Here is an 18,086-nt window from a genome sequence, read left to right on the forward strand (position 1 = left end):
ATTACGGCGATAGGATAGATCCATGCAATCAGAACTTTATCGCAACCTGATAGAGGCCACACTGGAGCGATCCGAAGGTCGTTTTGTCGATACCATATCCATCGGACTCGGCTATACCGCCGTAACCACCAGCGACGGAAGCTGCGGTGTTTCTTTTACCTACCTGGACAAGAAAGAGGGATGCACCGTAGTCAAGGACCCTATGGATTATGAAGGTAAACCGGTCAGCGAATTGTTAAAGCTCCTCGACTCGGAAAAACTCGTGGAACGATCGGCCGCGATCGCCCTCATCAATGCCGTCAACAACCCCGCCTCGGCCGAACTGCCCGAAGACGACGGAACCCTTTTTGCAAAGCTCGGTATCGCAAAGGAAACCCGCTGCGCCATGGTTGGCTACTTCGGCCCGGTCGTCGCCCAAATGGAAAAGGCGGGGGCCCACCTCGAAGTAATCGACGAGGGGAAAGAAATGGGGAATGCCGAACGTTTTTTCCGCTACATGGAGAGCGAAGCGGAGGCGCTGATCCTTACCAGTACCAGCATCATCAACGGGAGTACCGAATCGATCCTGGAACGGCTTCGCCCTGGTGCCCGCTGCGCCATGCTGGGGCCCACCACCCCGATCATGCCCGAAGCCTTCCGTTTTTTACCCGTGGACTATCTGGGAGGCATATCCGTCGTCAATCCGGAAGGGGTATTAGCGGCCGTACGCCATGGAAAAGGCACACCGGCCATCAATCGCCACGCTAAAAAGGTGCTCTGCCAGGTTCACCCGCCGAAATCCACCACGGCAGGCAGCTGAAGCCGACCGGGATCTCTCGACACAGAAGAAAAATAGGCAAAACGGGTGAGAAAGGTACGCATAAAAGAACATTCAAGCTTCTCGTCACAATCGCGAAAGAGAAAAAAGGTTTGTCCTTCAGCGGTATCGAGAAGATAAGTCCGCCCGACATCACCTTCGTGCAGTAAGGCCCCGGCCATCGGACAAGAGGCATTGGCCCAGGCATCGGAAAGGAGCACCTCCCGGTCGGGGAAAAAAATCGTCACCTCTCCTTTATCGAATAGATAGATCCCTCCCCGATAGGAAATAACGTTGGTTGAGATGAAGGGCAGCCCCTTTGCCGTGAATGGCCCCCGGGCCAGCAACGCGACACCGGCCTCGGGACGATGGGCCTCCGGGGTAAGATTTTCCTGAGCCGCAGGGGACAGGAGGATCATTACAAGAAATAAGAACATCAGGCCTCGGCGAAATAGACAAACCAAGCCGAGGGTCTCCGTCGTTCTGCCGGAACCAACATCCATATCTACCGAAACCATCGCCACCCTCCGAAACAAATGTAGCACAGAGTCATGATCGCGGCAAAGGCACCCAAAGCATTGGTTAAGCCTCTCCATGGCCGTTTTTGTCTCTTGCCGGGAGGGCTGCACGGCCGGGCAGATCCCGGCCGGAATCGATTACTCAAAGGCGGTATCGCTGATGCAGCTTCGGGGATCCACCGCTTCCCTCAGCATTCCGTTCTCAACCATAAACGTGACGTCATCCTCCATGGTCTTCACATCTTCTTCGGTAAGCGCGGTAATATACTGGGTCCAGTGATAGAGCTTGGCAGCATCTTCAACGGAGATACCCTGTTCGCGGGCGCCGATTTCCAGGGCCTCATCGAGATTGGCCTCCATCCATGCCATTGCCGAACGGTGGACCTCCAGGTATCGTTCTACCGCTTCGGGATGTTCGTCGAGGAATTTTCCCCGCGCAGCGATCACAAGCTTTGGCGTGACGTAGCCCTTTGCGGTGGTAATGACGTGGGCCCCGCTTTTTTGGGCCTGAATAAGCAGGCTCCCCGCCAAAAGGGCTGCATCGATCTGCCCTGAAAGCATGGCTGTGGAGGCCTGTGGCAGCCCCATCTCCAGAAGATCGACATCATTCATGCCGTATCCCTTTGCATCCAAAGCAGCCGCCAGCAGCTGATGAAGCACCGTGCCTTTCGGTCCTCCGACCTTTTTCCCTTTCAGATCGGCAATGGAAGTGATGCCGGGGTCCATGGCCACGATGGCGAAAACATCCACCGGACGGCTGAAGCCCGCGATGATACGAACATCGTTACCTGCGCTTCGGGCAAGCAGAACCGAGGTGGTGTTCATCACTCCCCCGATATCAAGAGAATCGGCAGCCATGGCCTCTGCCTGTTTTGCTCCGGAGGTGATCTCGTGATAAGCGACCTTCACTCCCTCATCCGCAAAGGCCTCTTCGAGCATCCCCTTCTCTTTCATGAGGATGAGAGGAAGATTAAAAGGGGATTTCACATAGGAGACATCGATCGTTTTCAGACTATCCTCCTTGCTTCCTCCGGCATAGAGGGCAGGGACCAGCAAGGCCATCACCGTAATAATCGCATACAGTTTTTTCATTACACACTCCTTGATTCAGTTGTTTGATGCGGAAGAACAGATCCATCCTCCCGCAATATTGCTTCGAGTACCTTCTCCCGCAGGGAGATGAACTCCGCCGATCCGGGATTCCGGGGATAGGCAAGAGGCACCGGAATTTCCAGTCGCACCTCTCCCTGATCCATGACGCAAACCTTCCGTCCCAGGAGGACCGCTTCCGCCACATCGTGGGTGACGAAAAGGATGGTGATTTCCCGATCGAGGTATATCCTGACCAGTTCCTCCTGCAACCGTTTTCTATTCAGAGCATCGAGGGCACCAAAGGGCTCGTCCATCAGCAACAGCTCGGGTTCACGACAAAGGGCCCTGCCGAGGGCCACCCGCTGTGCCATCCCTCCCGAGAGCTGGCAGGGCAGGGCCTTGCGGAAGGCGGTAAGCCCCAGCACTTCCAGGGTATGGTCGAGGACCATCTCTTTTCTGGCTGGATTTTTCTCATGTTTCAGTGCCAAAGCCATGTTTTTCTCCACCGAGAGTGCCGCCACCAGGCGCGGTTCCTGAAAAACCATGGCAGTACGTCCATCCATACCGTCGAAGAAGAGACTGCCTTCATCGGAGTGCTGCAGCCCCATGATCACGTTAAGAAGGGTCGTTTTTCCGCAGCCGCTGTAGCCGACGATCGAGACAAAAGCCCCCTTGGGGACCGAGAGCTTGACCCGCTTCAGGGCGCCTATCGTCCGCCCGTCCACCTGAAAGCGTTTGGAAATGTTCGACAGGAGCACTCCTTCCATCAGACCTGCCCCCTGATCCAGGGAAAGGCCTTCTCCAGCCCTTTCATCGAACAATAATCCATGAGGAGTCCCAGAGATCCGATGGAGAGAATACCGATGAAGACCTTATCGGTTCTGGCTAGGAGCTCGGCATCAAGGATCAGATAGCCGAGCCCACTGGAAGCGGCTATCATCTCAGCCCCGATCAGGGCCCTCCAGCTGTAACCGAAGCCGAGCCGCAATCCGGTCAACATAGATGGGAGTGCCTCGGGAAACAGGATGTGAAGCGTTTGCTCTTTTCTGCTGAGCTCAAGGGTTTCTCCCATTTCCAGCAGGCGATGATCGACCTGCTGCAATCCGTTCAGGGTATTGAGAAAGATTGGAAAAAAACAGGCAAGGACGATAAGAGCCAGCTTGGAGCCCTCACCGATACCAAACCAGAGGATAAGCAGCGGGACCATCGCCAAAGGCGGGGTGTTGCGGAGAAAATGAAGGAGGCCCGAGCAGTATTCCGAAAGAAGCGGGAAGAAGTAACATAACAACGCAAGGGGGAGAGCAATGCCGGCAGCCAGAAAAAAACCAAGGAAGACCCGACGAAGTGAAATCAGTATATGCATCACCAGGCTTCCATCCAGCAGCATGGATATAAAGGCCTGTCCGATTTGTCCGGGAGGAGGTATCAAATAGGGATTCACCCAGCCGGTAAGGGTAACAATAAGATAGGCGCAAAGAACCATAGCGGGCAAAAGAAGCCGTTTGGCAGCCCTTCCAAAGTGTGTTTCATGTTCTTTCATCGAAAGACCTCTTTTCCGTCAGACAATCCCCCGGGATCAATCCTGCGGATCAGATACTATTGGAGAAACCGGCAAGTCAGTATCACCCTTCCTGCCTGTTATGACGATAGCCACCGTACCACAAAAGAGGTGTACCTGCAAGAGAGCCTCGACCGGTGGACATAAGAAGGTACATCACAGTTGTCACACAACAAGACCGAATCTACACTCATAGTGATATACCACAAAAAGGGATTGATTAATGAAATACAAGCAACTTTCTTTTAAAACCGGCTACAAGCTCTATATCGACGAGGTCGGAGGCTTCAATTTCCAGCTGAACCGCTGGGTCACCACGGGTTTCGCATCTCAAGAGGAGATCGAAAGTATCGCCGGCGACATTGAGGGCTTCGGCACATGGCAGAGCCGTTTCCTCCACTTGGCGAAAACAGCCGAACATGAAAAACGGCTGTTGCATGCCGCCATCTATTATCGGGCCGTTGATTTTTTTGCCGAAGCAGGTACTGCCCAAAAAGCGGATGCCTACCACTCCTTTCTGAACCTTTTTTCCGAAGCCATGAAAGATCAGGATATCGAGCGTATAGAGGTCCCCTATGAGTCTGCGTTTCTGCCGCTGTTACGGCTGCGTCCGGAAGGTCGTGCAAAGGGAACCATACTCATCCACGGGGGATACGACTCATATAAAGAGGAACTCTATCCCATGGCAAGCTACCTCGCAAACAGAGGATACGAAATCGTGCTGTTCGACGGCCCTGGCCAGGGTGAGAGCCTTCACCGCTACGGTTTAACACTAACGCCCGATTGGCATTATCCCGTTTCGGCAATCATCGACCATTTGGGACTCGACGATGTCACGGTTGTGGGAATTTCCCTGGGCGGCTGTCTCGCCCTCCGGGCCGCAGCCTTTGAAAAGCGAATCACCAGGGTGGTAGCCTTAGACCATTTTTACGATTGGGGACGCTGCATGGCGAAAAGGAGGCATGACCCGTATCACAGCAGCATTTTGGCCTACGCTCTTTTACGGGTTATGCTATGTTTTCCCCGGAGCTTCGACAGGCGACTTTTGAAAAAGTTGGAAACAAACTACAAGGCCGCGTGGGTCTTCAACCAGGGATGCCATATCACCGGATCGAAGAGCCCCCACGCCTATTTCGAGGCAATCATGCGTTACTCAACCAAACCGATTAACAGGCTCATTACCCAGGACGTGCTGATCCTTGCGGGAGAAGAGGACCATGCCGTCCCCGTCGATCTTTATCCCAAACAGCTGAGGGCCCTGAACAATGCAGCTTCGGTCGAAGGACGTCTCTTTACCGTCAAAGAAGAAGGAGCCCAACATTGCCAAATCGGCAATCTTCCCCTTGTTCTGGATTATATTCTGGAGTGGACGATGAGAAAAACCCGGAATACAGTATCATTATGAGCGGTGAGCTCCTGACCTCAAGCATGATACAAGAATACGGACCTCTCATCACATCGCTTTGCCGCCGTATGGTCAGCGACGACCACAAGGCCAAGGATGCTGCCCAGGAGATTTGGTATGAGATCATCAGGAGCCTCCCCTCCTTCAAGGGCGAGGCAAAGCTTTCTACCTGGATATATACCCTTGCCAGACGAACCCTCTGGCGTTTCATCGATGACGAAAAAAGCTTTACGACCCGTTTTCTTTCCGACTTTTTCGTCGAACAAGAATCCAAGGGCATGACGGAAATGGAGGAGCTGGCCACGGAAGATAGAATGGCATGGGTTAAGCTGCAATGCCATGACTGTATTACCGGTATTATCCACTGTCTCGACAACGAATCACGGCTGATCTATCTCATGAGGGCGCTTTCTCCGCTCTCCTACCAGGATCTCTCAAGGGTTTTTGGAAAACGGGAAGAGAGCATCAGGCAGAGTTTTTCGCGCTCTTCCCGAAAAATCAACCGTTTTCTCAACGGACACGGCTTCCTCTACAACCCCAAGGGCACCTGCCGCTGTAAATTAAAGGCCCCCATTCAGGCCGAAGACCTTGAACGGGAACATGAAAAGGTGCAGCTGCTTGTTAATAAATTTGTTTTTATAAAGCGTGTGGAGAGTTTTACCGAACGACGAAATTACTGGCTCGAAATTGCAGGCAAAGAGTGTGGAAGGATATATATATGAACTCGAATTTCATCGCCCCATGCGGGGTGGATTGCGTGAACTGTGATTTCTTTTATCAAAACTGCACCCCGGCGTTTCTCGAACGAATGGCCACAGCGGCAGGAAAAACACCGAGCGAACTTGTATGCAAAGGGTGCAGAGAACAGGGAGGATGCCCGCTCACCGGCACCTGCGACACGCTTGCATGCATACGGCAACAAGGAAAGGACTTTTGCTACGAATGCGACCGCTTTCCTTGTGAACGGTTGCTACCGGCAAAAGACAAGGCTGACAAACTCCCCCATAATCTCAAGGTATACAATCTCTGCCGTATCAAAGCCGTCGGGTTATCACGCTTTATTGAAGAAGCCAAGGGGATTCGGGACCGCTATTTCAACGGCTCCATGATAATCGGAAAAGGACCACAGTTACCAGACGATATGTGACGCTACACCATGGCGGCATCTCTGGCCAAAGGAAGGTCGAGCTAATAGCGCAGAAATATCCCCCGATAAAAGAAATCACACAAAACCCTATTGTTGGTATAGAGTATAGAGAGTGTTGCAGGAAGGGATAGCGGGATGGAACGACTTTCTATTGGAAAAATGGCGTTTCTCAATGGCGTGACGGTCCAGACGCTACGACTGTACGACCGCCTTGGGCTTCTGAAGCCGGAAGAGGTGGATGCAATCTCGGGCTATCGCTACTACGATCTAAAGCAGTCCGCGCGCCTGGATGCAATTCAGCACCTAAAGACATTGGGCATGCCACTCAAGGCCATCAAAGAGCAATTTGACCGTAAGGATATGGGGCGGTACAAGGACCTGCTCAGGGCGCAGGCCCGGCTCATCGAGAAACGGCGTGAAGAGCTCAACCTGATGAGTCGGGCCGTGGAACGTGCTCTGGAAAACTGCAGACGGTATGAAGAAGCGCCGACCGAGGGGCTTATAGTACTGGAACACCTCCCCGAGCGCCTGATATTTCGCTACAACGGCGGCATCGACATCTACGAATGCGGCCTCGAGGGATACGAGACATTACTTAGACGATTAAAGGCCCGGGTTGCACTTCGAGGCCTTCCAATGGCTTATTTCTGTAATGTCGGTTCCATCGTCCGTAAAAGCGACCTGGAAATAGGAAGGATGCGCTCTGCGGATATCTTCCTCTTTGTCGACAACGAATTTGCCGAGCGCTATCAATCCCGTGAATCGACTGCCGACGACTCCGAAGAAAGAGCCGAAGGGATCGAAAGTATAGCAGAAGGCGTCTTCGCCTGCGTCTATTTCCGAGGATTCGAAAAAGAGCTGGGCTTTGCAGAACGATTGCTCAACCACATCGCGGCCAACAGGATGAGGATCAACGGTGATTATCTCTGCGAGGTAGTTGCCGAACTCCCCCTTTTTCCGACGGCAAGCAGAGATATGCTGGTCAAACTGGAAATTCCCGTCATGTTCTGAGAACATATAGGAATATGTAAATGGATATTTTTTTATTGACTCTATTCCATGAGCAGGGTTTAGCTTCTGTATGTGACCTGAACAACCCCGGTCGTGGAATTACGTCGCCGGGTATTTTATCTGAAAAGGAGTATACCATGCACGCAAAAATTCGAGTCATTCAGTATGGTTGCGGGAAGATGGGACGTGTGTTTCTCCGCTACCTCCAAGAGAAGGGGGCAGAGATCGTAGGGGCCATAGACATGAATCCTGCCCTGGAGGGAAAGGATGCCGGCGAAGTGGCAGGGCTTGGCATGAAACTTAATGTGCCAATCACTTCTAACGCCGAGGCTGTTTTCTCTTCATGCGATGCCGATGCCTGCATCATTGCGGTTAAAAGTCTCATGACCGATGTCGAACCCGCCTTCGAAATCGCGGCCCGTTACGGGGTAAACGCCATTTCGACCTGCGAGGAGTCCTTCTATCCATGGACGACCTCCTGCGCAATTACCAATCGCCTTGATCGCCTTGCCAAGGAGCACAACTGCACCCTTTCCGGTTCAGGCTACCAGGATGTCTTCTGGGGAAATCTGGTAACCGCTATCGCCGGTGCAACACACAGAATCGACCGCATCGAAGGCTCATCAAGCTATAACGTAGAGGAATACGGCATTGCCCTGGCAGAGGTCCATGGTGCGGGGCTTTCGCCTGAGGACTTTGAAGAGAAAATAGCAAAGAACGCCAATCTTCCTTCGTATATGTGGAACACAAACGAATGGCTCTGTTCTCAACTTGGACTGTCCATTGCATCGATGAAGCAGAAACTGGTCCCACTCTTCCACGATAAGGATCTGAAATCAGAAACCCTCGGCCATGTCATCAAGGCCGGTCAGGCAACCGGGATGTCCGCCGTCGTCACAACAGAAACCTACCAAGGCATCACCCTGGTCACCCAGTGCATCGGTAAGGTCTATGCACCCGGAGAGGTCGATACCAACGAATGGAGCGTGAAGGGCGAACCCGATACCACCATAACCGTAACACAGCCAGCCACGGTAGAACTGACCTGTGCCACCATTGTCAACCGTCTCCCGATTCTCATCGAATCCCCTGCAGGATTCTACACAACAGAGAAGATGCCTCCGGCACGATATCTGCCCTATCCGATGCACGTTGGATTGAGAAAGCTTTCCTAAATCGATACGCCTTTATAAGGCATCATCCGCGCCGTGGCAAAAACATGGCGCGGATCTATTGACGCAGGAGAGAAAATCATGATTCTCCTTATATATGCAGAAATTACGAATCCCTGCTTTTCTGGTTATTGTTTTTCTTTGGCTTTGCCCGCCATCCGGTCTGTCCATCTGGGGTCAAAGCTCTTCGGTGCTTGCCGTCAGCGGCCATCAGTGGCGGCTTATTAAAACGGAACATTACGATATCGTCTGCCCCGCAGACATCCTGGCTTCGGGACAATATGTCGCTAATCTGCTTGAACTTCTTGTCCCGTATCAGCAGCAAAGCCTGCACCCGGAAAAAAACTACCGTTATACGATCATCCTTGATGAGGAAATGTTTACGGCCAATGGTTTTGTAACGATTCTTCCGCGCTTCAGCATGTTTTTCGGGCTGCCAAGCACGGAACTGGGCTTCGAATGGTACCCCCTGCTTGCCGTTCATGAAGGACGGCACATGTTTCAACTCGATACGGGCAGACAGGGAACCACCAAGGTATTAACCTGGCTTTTGGGGGAACAGGGGCTGGCCCCTTTCTTTATCAGTCCCTCCTGGCTCTTTGAAGGGGATGCCGTCGTAACAGAAACCCTTCTAAGCCCATCAGGCCGGGGCCGGAATCCCTTTTTCAGCCTGCCGTTCAAGGCCATAGCCCTCTCTCAACAGCCGCCCTCCTATCAGGCAATGCTTCTCGGATCCTACAAAACCAAAACCCCGGGGGCCTACCCTCTCGGCTACATGCTCTACACCAGGGCCCGAAGCGAATATGATTCCCAGGCCTCCGATACCGTTTTTTCCGCCCTGGCACACGTTCCGCTGCCGGTACTGGGGCCCTATATAGGGGTCCACCGGGCAACTAACCTCTCTCCTGCAGAGCTTTATCGGGAAACCGTGGAGACATACGGTGATTTTTGGCGCCGCCAGTCCGAGATTTTGCCCAAGGATACCCTTACCCGCCTCACCCCCCTGGCCCAAGATGGTTTTCAGATCTATCGGAATCTCAGGCTGAGCTCCGACGGAATGCTTATTGCCTGGTTTTACAGCTTCAACAGGGGAAATGAAATCCATATTCTTTCCAAAGAGGGAAAACTACTGGAAAGGGTGGCGGCGGAACCCCTCGGCAACATCGACGCAGGCGGCCCATACATCATATGGGATGAGAATATCGAGGATGCCAAGTTCATGAAATCATCGAATCGCATTATGCTGTATGACCGCCGAACAGGAAAACGGCGTTCTCTCGTCGGAAAGGGCCGTTATACCGCCCCCTCTTTGAACAGCGACGGTACGCTTGCCGGCTTGCTGCGCTGGAATGAAGATCAGAGCGGAGAACTGCTGATCGTGGAGACCGAAACAGGGACCACGCTTGAGCGCTTCGACCTGCCGCAGGGTGAATTCTGGTTCTCCTTCGACTGGAGTGACGACGGAAAACGAATTTGTTACCTTAGTAGCGGGATTCTCGGCCAGACGATCGGAGAGATCGACCGTGAAACAGGAAAGACCAAAACGCTCGCAGCATCCACGGAATTCACCTTCCAGTCGCCCAGATTCATCGACGGCGGTATCCTCTTTACCTCGAGCTACTCCGGGGTCCCGGCGGTCTATCGGCTTCGGTCTGGAGACACAGAACCCGAGCTGGTCTTTCACCGTAACCTCGCGACATTCGATGCCGACGTTTTCAGCGGCGAGCAGCTGATCTATTTTATCGACTATTACGGCATCCGGGGCAACTGCATCGGCAGCGCCGAGCTGCCATCCTCAAAAGGAATACCGGAGAGCCTGGTTCCGGTAATGCGGGAAGATTTCTTTCGACCGCTGCTTGAACAAGAGCCGGGGGCGGGAATCCTGCAGGCGGATAACATACCGAAGGAAGTGTATCCGGATGAGGCATACAACTTTTCGACCAAGGGGCTGAAACTCCACTCATGGAGCCTCCAGCCCCGTTCTGCGGACATGCTGAACAACCCAACCATCGGCCTGACCCTGAGGGCAGATACCATCGCCCATACCATGAGCCATCAGGCAGATATGGTCTATAACCTAAACGAAGAAACCTTCGGTGCCGAATACACCTTTACTTTTCGGCAATTCCGGCCCGATATCTTTTTCCAGGCTGATTCGAAGGGACGTGATAACGGAGAGGATCGCTGGACGGAAATAGGAGGAACAGCAGGGATGGCACTCCCCTTCGGAGCCTCGTGGGGTACCCAATCTTGGGCCTTGACGCCTGAGGTGAGTCTGAGAGGCGAAAGGGATCTGGACGCAGAAGCCAGTGACGCTCAGATGGAGCTCAGCTACCAGGTTGAGGCTTCACGTCTTGGTCCCTCTACGTTTCGCAGTCTCCAGCCGAGGTGGGGAGTAAGCGGAAGCATTGGATATACCGACGATCCCTTTACCGGCACTCCCGGGGATCACTTTGTGCTCGAAGCGAGTATGATGCTTCCCGGCCTGCAGGCCAACCATGGGATGCGATTCGGAGCTGCCTTTGAGCAGTGCAGCAACGACGATTCAGGGCTCGTCTCCTTTCCCCGGGGCTGGGACTACCGGGAAACGGAAAAACTGGCGGCGATGAAGAGCGAGTACATCTTTCCCATAGCCTATCCCGATGCAGCCCTCGGCGCCCTGGCGTTCTTCAAGCGGCTGAGGGGCGGAGTCTATTACGATATGCTCCAGGATATGGAGGAGGATTCCTTCTACAGCTCTGCGGGGGCCGAACTCAACCTTGATTTCAACCTTCTGCAGCTCCCAATTGAACTCTCCGTCGGCATACGGGAGTACTACCGCTTCGAGTCGGGAGAATCCGGAGTGCAGATCCTCCTTTTGGGGAGCTCCCCGTAAATGTGCTATTCCACCGTAACACTCTTGGCCAGGTTTCGGGGCTGATCGACATTTCTGCCCAGCTCCAGGGCACAGTAATAGGCAAAAAGCTGAAGCGGTACCACCATGAGAAAGGGGTACATCAGCTCCTCGGTGTGCGGGATATAGAGATAGTCGTCGGCGATGTCGGCAACCTCTTCATCCCCTTCTACGGCCACGGCGATGACCCTTCCACGGCGGGCCTTCACCTCTTTCATACTGGTAATGACCTTCTCCCGCAAAGAATCGTCCGAAACCAGGAAGAGGCTGGGGGTCTGTTCATTGATCAGGGCAATGGGGCCGTGCTTGATTTCGGCGGCGCTGTAGCCTTCGGCATGGATGTAGCTAATCTCCTTTAGCTTGAGGGCCCCTTCCATGGCGACAGGATAGTTTATTCCCCTGCCGAGAAAGAGAAAATTCTGGTAGCGGGCATACTTTTTCGCCAAACGGCGGATTGGTTCGGTCTGTCCGAGGATCGTTTCGATCTGAGAGGGAATATGCTTAAGCGCCTTGGCAAAATCGATGCCCGCCTCCCAGGACATGTGCCGCATACGAGCCATGAGCAGAGTAAAGATATAGAAGACGGAAATCTGGCTGGTAAAGGCCTTGGTCGAGGCAACGGCGATCTCCGGCCCCGAGTGGATATACACGCCACCGTCGCTCTCCCGCGCAATGGTGGAGCCAACCACATTACATACCCCGAGCACCTTACCGCCCTTTCGCTGAAGCTCCCTGAGGGCGTAGAGGGTGTCGATGGTCTCTCCCGACTGACTCACGGCGAAGTAGAGGCTGCCGGGGGTCACAATGGGGTTTTTATAGCGGACCTCGGAGGAGAGCTCGGCAGAGCTCTTGATTCGTGCCACACTTTCCAAGAGATACGCACCGACCATCCCCGCGTAATAACTGGTACCCGCGGCAACGATACCTACATTATCCACGCCAAGCAAATCACGCGCACTCATGTTAAGCCCGCCAAGATGACCGGTGGCCCCGTCGAGGTTGATTCTACCGGAAATGGCCCGTTCAACCGACGCAGGCTGTTCGTGGATCTCCTTTTCCATGAAAAAGGGGAAACCGTGTTTCTCGATCTGTTCCAGCTCCCAGCCGATCTCATGGACCTCCTTGGTAATTCTCCGCTCGCTGCTGTCGGAGGTAACGTGCCCGTCCCTGGTGATGCTCACCATCTCGCCATCGTTGAGATAGATCACCTGTTTGGTATAGGCAAGCATGGGAGTGACGTCGCTGGCAAGGAACATCTCTCCCTCACCAACCCCCACAACCAAGGGTGAGCCGTTACGAGCGCCGACAACCTTTCCCGGTTCATCGGCATGGACCACTGCAATGCCGTAGGTTCCCTTTAGAAGAAAAATGGCTTCCCGTACCGCCTTTTCAAGATCTCCCTGATAGAGATCGGCGATCAGGTGAGCGATCACCTCGGAATCGGTATCGCTGACAAATCTATGCCCGTCGGCAATAAGACGCTCTTTCAAGGGAATATAATTCTCGATAATACCGTTATGGACCAGCGTCACCTTTCCAGTGTCGTCGCTGTGAGGATGGGCATTGATATCATTGACCTCTCCATGGGTGGCCCATCTGGTATGACCGATGCCCCAACCGCCTGCCGCATCATCGGGAACAATCGCACGCAGATCCGCAATCTTTCCTGTACGTTTGTAGGTATGAAGGCCCCCATCCTCGCCGTCGACACAGATACCTGCAGAATCATAACCCCGATATTCGAGGCGCTTAAGCCCATCCAGCAGGACCTCGGCGGCAGGTCGCGGGCCACAGTAACCGATTATTCCGCACATGCTTGTATAGACTCCTTTTCGATCATGTTCAGTTATTAGAAAACAAGATACCCGCTTTTTCTTCTTCTGTCAGGATCGGGAGGGGCGATTTTCGGCAAGGGCCGACAATCGTCTTCGGTCCATAAGGCAAAGGGTATCTTGATTGGTCAGCTCAAGGATGTCGTCCCTTCGCAACTCTTCGATAAAGTCCCGAATATGCTCCTGAGGGACCTCCATGGAAAGGCTCAGTTCCCGCAGCAGCCTGACATATTCCACACCCCCGCCCTCTCCCGACTGGACGGTAAAGGCGTAGAGAATATTGAGGGCAATCAGCCCCCGTTCATTTCGCCGGACCAGGTGTTGTATCTGAAGATTCGCCTGCTGAAGACGCCTGCTTAGTTTATCAATGATATTGAGGGCGATCTTGGCATTCTTCTCAATCATGCTGATAAAGCCCTCACGGTTGAAGCTCAGGAGCTTCACCGTTGTCGCAGCAGTGGCGCTGGCACTACGGGGCATACGACTCACAATCGCCATCTCGCCGAAGAAATCCCCTTTCCCGAGAACGGCAAGAACATGCTCTTTTTCGCCCATGGTCTTTGTTATCCGGATACTGCCTTCCTGGATGATATACATCCGATCCCCTTCTTCCCCTTCCCGGAAAATGATCTTTCCACTGTCAAAGGTCTGGCCGTATTTCGAAAAAAGATTCTCATCCATAGCCTTCTCCGTCTTGAATCATCACGGCTGTTTTTCCCGTGTAATAACCAGGAGGTTATCATGAAAACAGCCCGTATGGTTCTCTATTCGACGCCACTGATTGCAACGCTTCTTATCTCCGGCTGCGTACCGCTGGAAGAACCGAGCCTCTTTGATCTCGGAGACCTGGCCCCACCGATCTTCCTCGGCCTTTCCCAACCCGATGACCGGACGCTCTCACTGGAATTCAGCGAAGCGGTTACGGCAAAAGAGGGAACAGTTCGTATCACGGGCAGCTCCGGTGAAAGCGTCACGGTGACACAGATCCTTGACCACAAGCATACACTGGATCTCACTTTTGTACAGCCTCCGGAGGCGGGAATACGTTGCACCGCCGAGCTCTCCGTTTCCGACGAGGCCGGAAACAGCCTCGATCTACTGGTTCCCTTTTACGGTATCAACCCCGATCTCCCCGCAATGCTGATAAACGAAATCACAACCCAAGGCTCTTCCTCTTCGCCGGATATGGTGGAACTGCGGGTAAGTGAAGCGGGAAATCTTGCGGGGGCCCTTCTCTGTGAAGGGATAGATGGGGATTGTATCCAGGAAATCGTATTTCCACCGATCGAAGCCCTCGCCGGTGATTTCGTCATCATTCATTTCAAACCGCAGGGAATTGAAGAAGAGATAAATGAGACGGACGATCCCGCAGCATCCGGCGGCCTAAAAGCCCATCCACAGGCCTGGGACCTGTGGGTGCAGGGAGGAAGCGGCCTTTCCGGCAATAACGGCGTGATCGCACTCTACACAAGACCGGGAGGCCCTGCGATAGATGCCTTTCTCTACAGCAACAGGACCAGTGAATCGGATAGCGACTATCGGGGCTTCGGAAGCTCGGCCGTTCTAAGACGAGCGGAAGCCATTTGTGAAGCAGGGATGTGGATGGCCGCCGATGGGCCGGTGCGTCCGGAAGATGCCGTGAATCCGGAGCCAAGCACCGCCACCAGATCAATGTTTCGTAAACCGGAAGAGGCAGATACGAACAGCTCCGTCGATTGGTTTATCGCCCCAACCGGCGGAGCAAGCTTCGGATCGGCCAATGGAAATGAAGTCTATGAACCGTAATGTTTTTAGATATAATCGGCAAAAAGCTTTTCAATGGCGTCCCGGCTACCGGCGCCCACCTGCTGATTTACAACCTCACCCCCCTTGAAAACCATCAAGGTCGGAATGCTGATAATGTTGAAACGACCGGCAAGTGCTTCTTCCTGATCCACATTAATCTTTCCGACCTTGATTTTCCCATCAAAGGCTTCCGCAATTTCTTCAAGAATAGGGCTAATCATCTTACAAGGCACGCACCATTCGGCCCAAAAGTCGACAAGTACGGGAATAGCAGAGTTCTGGACCTCATCTTCAAAGTTGGCAGAGGTAAGCGTTACTTCTTTTGCCATGTATTACTCCTTCCTGCGTTTCAGATCTTGTAACCGAAAATTACTCAGTATAGTATGCACGAATTCCGCAGCACTTTCCACCTGTTTTCGCTCCTTTCCGTCGACGGAACCCTCCTGCTCCAGGTCCCGTAGTGCGGCTTCAAGCTCGTGGAGGAAAAAGGACGCATCCAGCATTGCACGCATCGACTCCTGCCCTAACTGTCGTTCGTCCCGTGGAAAACGGTTTTCAAGATTGTTGTAAGCGTAGAGGCGTGGAGGGAAACCGTCGCCGCCATAACCGGTAAATTCAAAAAGATTACGTTCTAATTCGACAAGAGGGCCCGAATAACGAGAAGGATAAATCCTCCGGAACACCTTCGCAATCGAAGCCCAATACTCAGACTCGAACTGTCGCATCGCGCCGTAGAGCCTATCCAGATCGTAGGACTCATCCCAACGAAGACCAATTCCGGGATATATATCCATCTTTTCACGCAGCCTGCGTAATATCCGGTCTGCAAAATCTTCCCGTTTGGCAGCCACTCTCTTCCTATCAACGCCGTTTCCGGAGTCTGCAAGCCTTCGGTTCTCATCGGCAATTCTGCGCTGCTCACAATCGGCGGAAAGCTCTTTAAGTGCCTGCATTTCCGCCGCCAGGAAATTTTTCATGTCGATCCTGGCACGAAGCGCCTGAAGATAACGATCTTCAAAGCCCGACTTCAAGCGGGGGCTAAGCATGTAGCCAACGATGATCGAATCGTATGTACGACGAAGTTTATCGACCGCCTTGCCGACCTCCTCTTGCGAGAGAGGTTTGGCTTTAGGCGGTCGGTGTTTTCCACGCTGGGCATCTTTTGAGGCCATTTGATCCATAGCATCTAACAGCCTCACCCCGCTTGTCAACCGGCTCTGCCTGACAAACCATCCACCGTCCTTATCCGCCGAGGAGAATAACGGGTGATTCATCCCCCCACACTCCCCGGCGTTTATCATACGGTATCAAACGGCCTTCAGAAGCTCATCCTCTTCAATAGAAATGATCTCCGGTTTCGGTGCATCATCACCTTTACCACCCCCTTCATGCTTCTCTTTCGGTCTCCGTCCGAACTCAACCCGGTTCGCCACGATCTTTACCCTTTCATGCCTGCCACCCTCAGCATCGGTCCAGCGATCCTGCTGCAATCGACCGATAACGTGCACCTCCCGCCCCTTTTCCAGATAGGTGGCACAGTTTTCAGCAAGGGTAGCCCAGGTCTCAATGGTAAAAAAAGAGACATCCTTTTTCTCTTCCTCCCCCGCCTGGTAATCTCTGTTGACGGCGATAGAAAAAGTACATACCGCCCTTCCGCCCGGAGTTTTCTTCAAGCCCGGATCTTTTGTCAAATTTCCCGCAACAAATACATGATTTCCCCAAGTCAGCATATCGACGTTCCTCCTGTAATGGACGCTTCCGGAATGACGTCTACACACTCTATTACCGAAGAAACGACACCGACAATTCAATATACCGTCCCTTAATTCATGCTATAGTAGGCCTCATGAACAACAACAGACGCAATAGACGGCTAAAGATACATACACAGACCCTTGGCGTACTGGCCATGAGCCTGATACTCATCGGCCGGATTTCGGCTGCAGAAAGCAGCACCACCCTGAAACTTATCGGAAGTTCGGCACCGGAAATCCAGGTACAGGGGAACTACTCCCTATGCTTGCCCATGCTGACAGGCTCAGGGGCACTGACCAGAGGAAACAACCTCACCATTGATCTTAGCGGTAAGCTTTCCCCCATCAGTACCCAGGGATCGGCAACAGCAACATTGACGCCCCTTGCAATCCTCCAGCTCTCCGCCGGAGGCAATATCGGCACAGGATGGTCTATCCCCCTCTTGGACGGTATGGAGGGCATACAGGTCGGCCGGTATGGAACAGAACTGAAAAGTGATGCCTTCGGAGGGATCTACCTCAAAGGCAAGGTCGGCGCAGCCGTACAGTTCGACACCGGCGCGCTCTTTCCCAGCCCCTGGAAATCGATCCTGCTGCGAAGCTATCATGAAATAAATCATACAGCCTACACTGGTGCGGACGAAGATGAGCTATGGGATTTCGAGCTTTCGGGCGGCAGGGTAAACGGTTTCAACTACTATGCCAGCTACTTCATAGGATACAGGATGCCCCTTGCGCTCGAAACCGTCGGCGTGCTTTTAGAGGTCGACGAACTCGACCTCGGCGGGAAGACATTTCCCGATCCCTTCTATACCATCGGGTTGGTTTCAAACATCCGAATCGGTAAAACCTTTTCTATGGCTCTTATCCCTCAGATCACTACAAGGAAAATCGACAAGGATACGCGGACCAGCAGTAGTGAAAACTTCTTTTTCAAACGTTTTGCATTTCAGCTGGAGTGGAAGCGGTAGTCTGCCGGTAGTGTCCCGAATCCTGGTGGTAATTATGCCCATTCCAAGGCAAAACCCTTTCTTTTAGCCCCCGGTCTGTCTTTTTCCCATGGTTGTCCCCCTACATGACTATGGAAAAACGAGCTGCGGGGTATGTATCACCAATATTCCTG

Annotated in this window: 18 protein-coding genes; 9 read left to right on the forward strand and 9 right to left on the reverse strand. The window is 53.1% G+C overall.

Annotated features, from left to right (window positions below; genetic code table 11):
* Window positions 1-22: 22 nt before the first annotated feature.
* The gene (locus SPIRS_RS18670) at window positions 23-799 is read left to right on the forward strand and encodes a DUF364 domain-containing protein (RefSeq protein ID WP_013256247.1); all 777 of its coding nucleotides are present in this window, start codon (window positions 23-25) and stop codon (window positions 797-799) included.
* On the opposite strand, the gene SPIRS_RS18675 is transcribed toward SPIRS_RS18670, so the two are convergent.
* The 4 genes from SPIRS_RS18675 to SPIRS_RS18690 form a co-directional block, all read right to left on the reverse strand.
* Window positions 766-1,314 carry a hypothetical protein gene (locus SPIRS_RS18675; RefSeq protein ID WP_013256248.1) on the reverse strand — a complete coding sequence of 183 codons (549 nt, stop codon included), beginning with the start codon at window positions 1,312-1,314 and terminating at the stop codon, window positions 766-768. The genes SPIRS_RS18670 and SPIRS_RS18675 overlap by 34 nt on opposite strands.
* Window positions 1,315-1,452: 138 nt before the next feature.
* Entirely contained in the window at window positions 1,453-2,406 is a 954-nt protein-coding gene (locus SPIRS_RS18680) for an ABC transporter substrate-binding protein (RefSeq protein WP_013256249.1), read from the reverse strand.
* Window positions 2,406-3,173, reverse strand: coding sequence for an ABC transporter ATP-binding protein (locus SPIRS_RS18685; RefSeq protein WP_013256250.1), 768 nt, complete (start codon window positions 3,171-3,173; stop codon window positions 2,406-2,408). The genes SPIRS_RS18680 and SPIRS_RS18685 overlap by 1 nt, the downstream gene beginning before the upstream one ends.
* On the reverse strand, window positions 3,173-3,946 hold the full coding sequence (locus SPIRS_RS18690) for an ABC transporter permease (protein ID WP_013256251.1): 774 nt from the start codon (window positions 3,944-3,946) through the stop codon (window positions 3,173-3,175). The genes SPIRS_RS18685 and SPIRS_RS18690 overlap by 1 nt, the downstream gene beginning before the upstream one ends.
* Before the next feature lie 241 nt (window positions 3,947-4,187).
* Between SPIRS_RS18690 and SPIRS_RS18695 the strand changes: the two genes are divergently transcribed.
* From SPIRS_RS18695 to SPIRS_RS18720, 6 genes are all read left to right on the forward strand, one after another.
* Window positions 4,188-5,369, forward strand: coding sequence for an alpha/beta hydrolase (locus SPIRS_RS18695; protein ID WP_013256252.1), 1,182 nt, complete (start codon window positions 4,188-4,190; stop codon window positions 5,367-5,369).
* Complete coding sequence (locus SPIRS_RS18700) at window positions 5,330-6,091, forward strand: RNA polymerase sigma factor (protein WP_245537624.1); 762 nt, start codon at window positions 5,330-5,332, stop codon at window positions 6,089-6,091. Before SPIRS_RS18695 ends, SPIRS_RS18700 begins: the two co-directional genes overlap by 40 nt.
* The gene (locus SPIRS_RS18705) at window positions 6,088-6,516 is read left to right on the forward strand and encodes a DUF3795 domain-containing protein (RefSeq protein ID WP_013256254.1); all 429 of its coding nucleotides are present in this window, start codon (window positions 6,088-6,090) and stop codon (window positions 6,514-6,516) included. Before SPIRS_RS18700 ends, SPIRS_RS18705 begins: the two co-directional genes overlap by 4 nt.
* 135 nt (window positions 6,517-6,651) lie before the next feature.
* Window positions 6,652-7,527, forward strand: coding sequence for a MerR family transcriptional regulator (locus SPIRS_RS18710; protein WP_013256255.1), 876 nt, complete (start codon window positions 6,652-6,654; stop codon window positions 7,525-7,527).
* A 137-nt stretch (window positions 7,528-7,664) separates the two neighbouring features.
* A complete protein-coding gene (locus tag SPIRS_RS18715) occupies window positions 7,665-8,702 on the forward strand; it encodes an NAD(P)H-dependent amine dehydrogenase family protein (RefSeq protein WP_041866135.1) in 1,038 nt (345 codons plus the stop codon).
* 94 nt (window positions 8,703-8,796) lie between these two features.
* A complete protein-coding gene (locus SPIRS_RS18720) occupies window positions 8,797-11,574 on the forward strand; it encodes an NHL repeat-containing protein (RefSeq protein WP_013256257.1) in 2,778 nt (925 codons plus the stop codon).
* Between the two features lie 5 nt (window positions 11,575-11,579).
* Here the strand turns inward: SPIRS_RS18720 and glmS are convergent, their stop codons facing one another.
* Both glmS and SPIRS_RS18730 read right to left on the reverse strand, forming a co-directional pair.
* Window positions 11,580-13,406, reverse strand: a complete 1,827-nt coding sequence (glmS, locus tag SPIRS_RS18725; RefSeq protein ID WP_013256258.1) for a glutamine--fructose-6-phosphate transaminase (isomerizing) — start codon at window positions 13,404-13,406, stop codon at window positions 11,580-11,582.
* Between the two features lie 69 nt (window positions 13,407-13,475).
* Window positions 13,476-14,105: a Crp/Fnr family transcriptional regulator gene (locus SPIRS_RS18730; RefSeq protein ID WP_013256259.1), complete on the reverse strand. Its 630-nt coding sequence runs from the start codon at window positions 14,103-14,105 to the stop codon at window positions 13,476-13,478.
* 60 nt (window positions 14,106-14,165) lie between these two features.
* On the opposite strand from SPIRS_RS18730, the gene SPIRS_RS18735 reads away from it, so the two are divergent.
* A complete protein-coding gene (locus SPIRS_RS18735; protein ID WP_013256260.1) occupies window positions 14,166-15,209 on the forward strand; it encodes a hypothetical protein in 1,044 nt (347 codons plus the stop codon).
* 5 nt (window positions 15,210-15,214) lie between these two features.
* Here SPIRS_RS18735 and trxA read toward each other — a convergent pair whose 3' ends face one another.
* From trxA to SPIRS_RS18750, 3 genes are read right to left on the reverse strand one after another with little or no spacing between them, the layout of a single operon-like run.
* Complete coding sequence (trxA, locus tag SPIRS_RS18740) at window positions 15,215-15,538, reverse strand: thioredoxin (protein WP_013256261.1); 324 nt, start codon at window positions 15,536-15,538, stop codon at window positions 15,215-15,217.
* Window positions 15,539-15,541: 3 nt separating this feature from the next.
* Window positions 15,542-16,483, reverse strand: coding sequence for a hypothetical protein (locus SPIRS_RS18745; RefSeq protein ID WP_013256262.1), 942 nt, complete (start codon window positions 16,481-16,483; stop codon window positions 15,542-15,544).
* Window positions 16,484-16,516: 33 nt separating this feature from the next.
* Window positions 16,517-16,939: a single-stranded DNA-binding protein gene (locus SPIRS_RS18750; protein WP_013256263.1), complete on the reverse strand. Its 423-nt coding sequence runs from the start codon at window positions 16,937-16,939 to the stop codon at window positions 16,517-16,519.
* Between the two features lie 116 nt (window positions 16,940-17,055).
* On the opposite strand from SPIRS_RS18750, the gene SPIRS_RS18755 reads away from it, so the two are divergent.
* Entirely contained in the window at window positions 17,056-17,934 is an 879-nt protein-coding gene (locus SPIRS_RS18755) for a hypothetical protein (protein WP_013256264.1), read from the forward strand.
* Window positions 17,935-18,086: the final 152 nt, after the last annotated feature.

Source organism: Sediminispirochaeta smaragdinae DSM 11293 (assembly GCF_000143985.1).
Classification (GTDB): Bacteria; Spirochaetota; Spirochaetia; order DSM-16054; family Sediminispirochaetaceae; genus Sediminispirochaeta; species Sediminispirochaeta smaragdinae.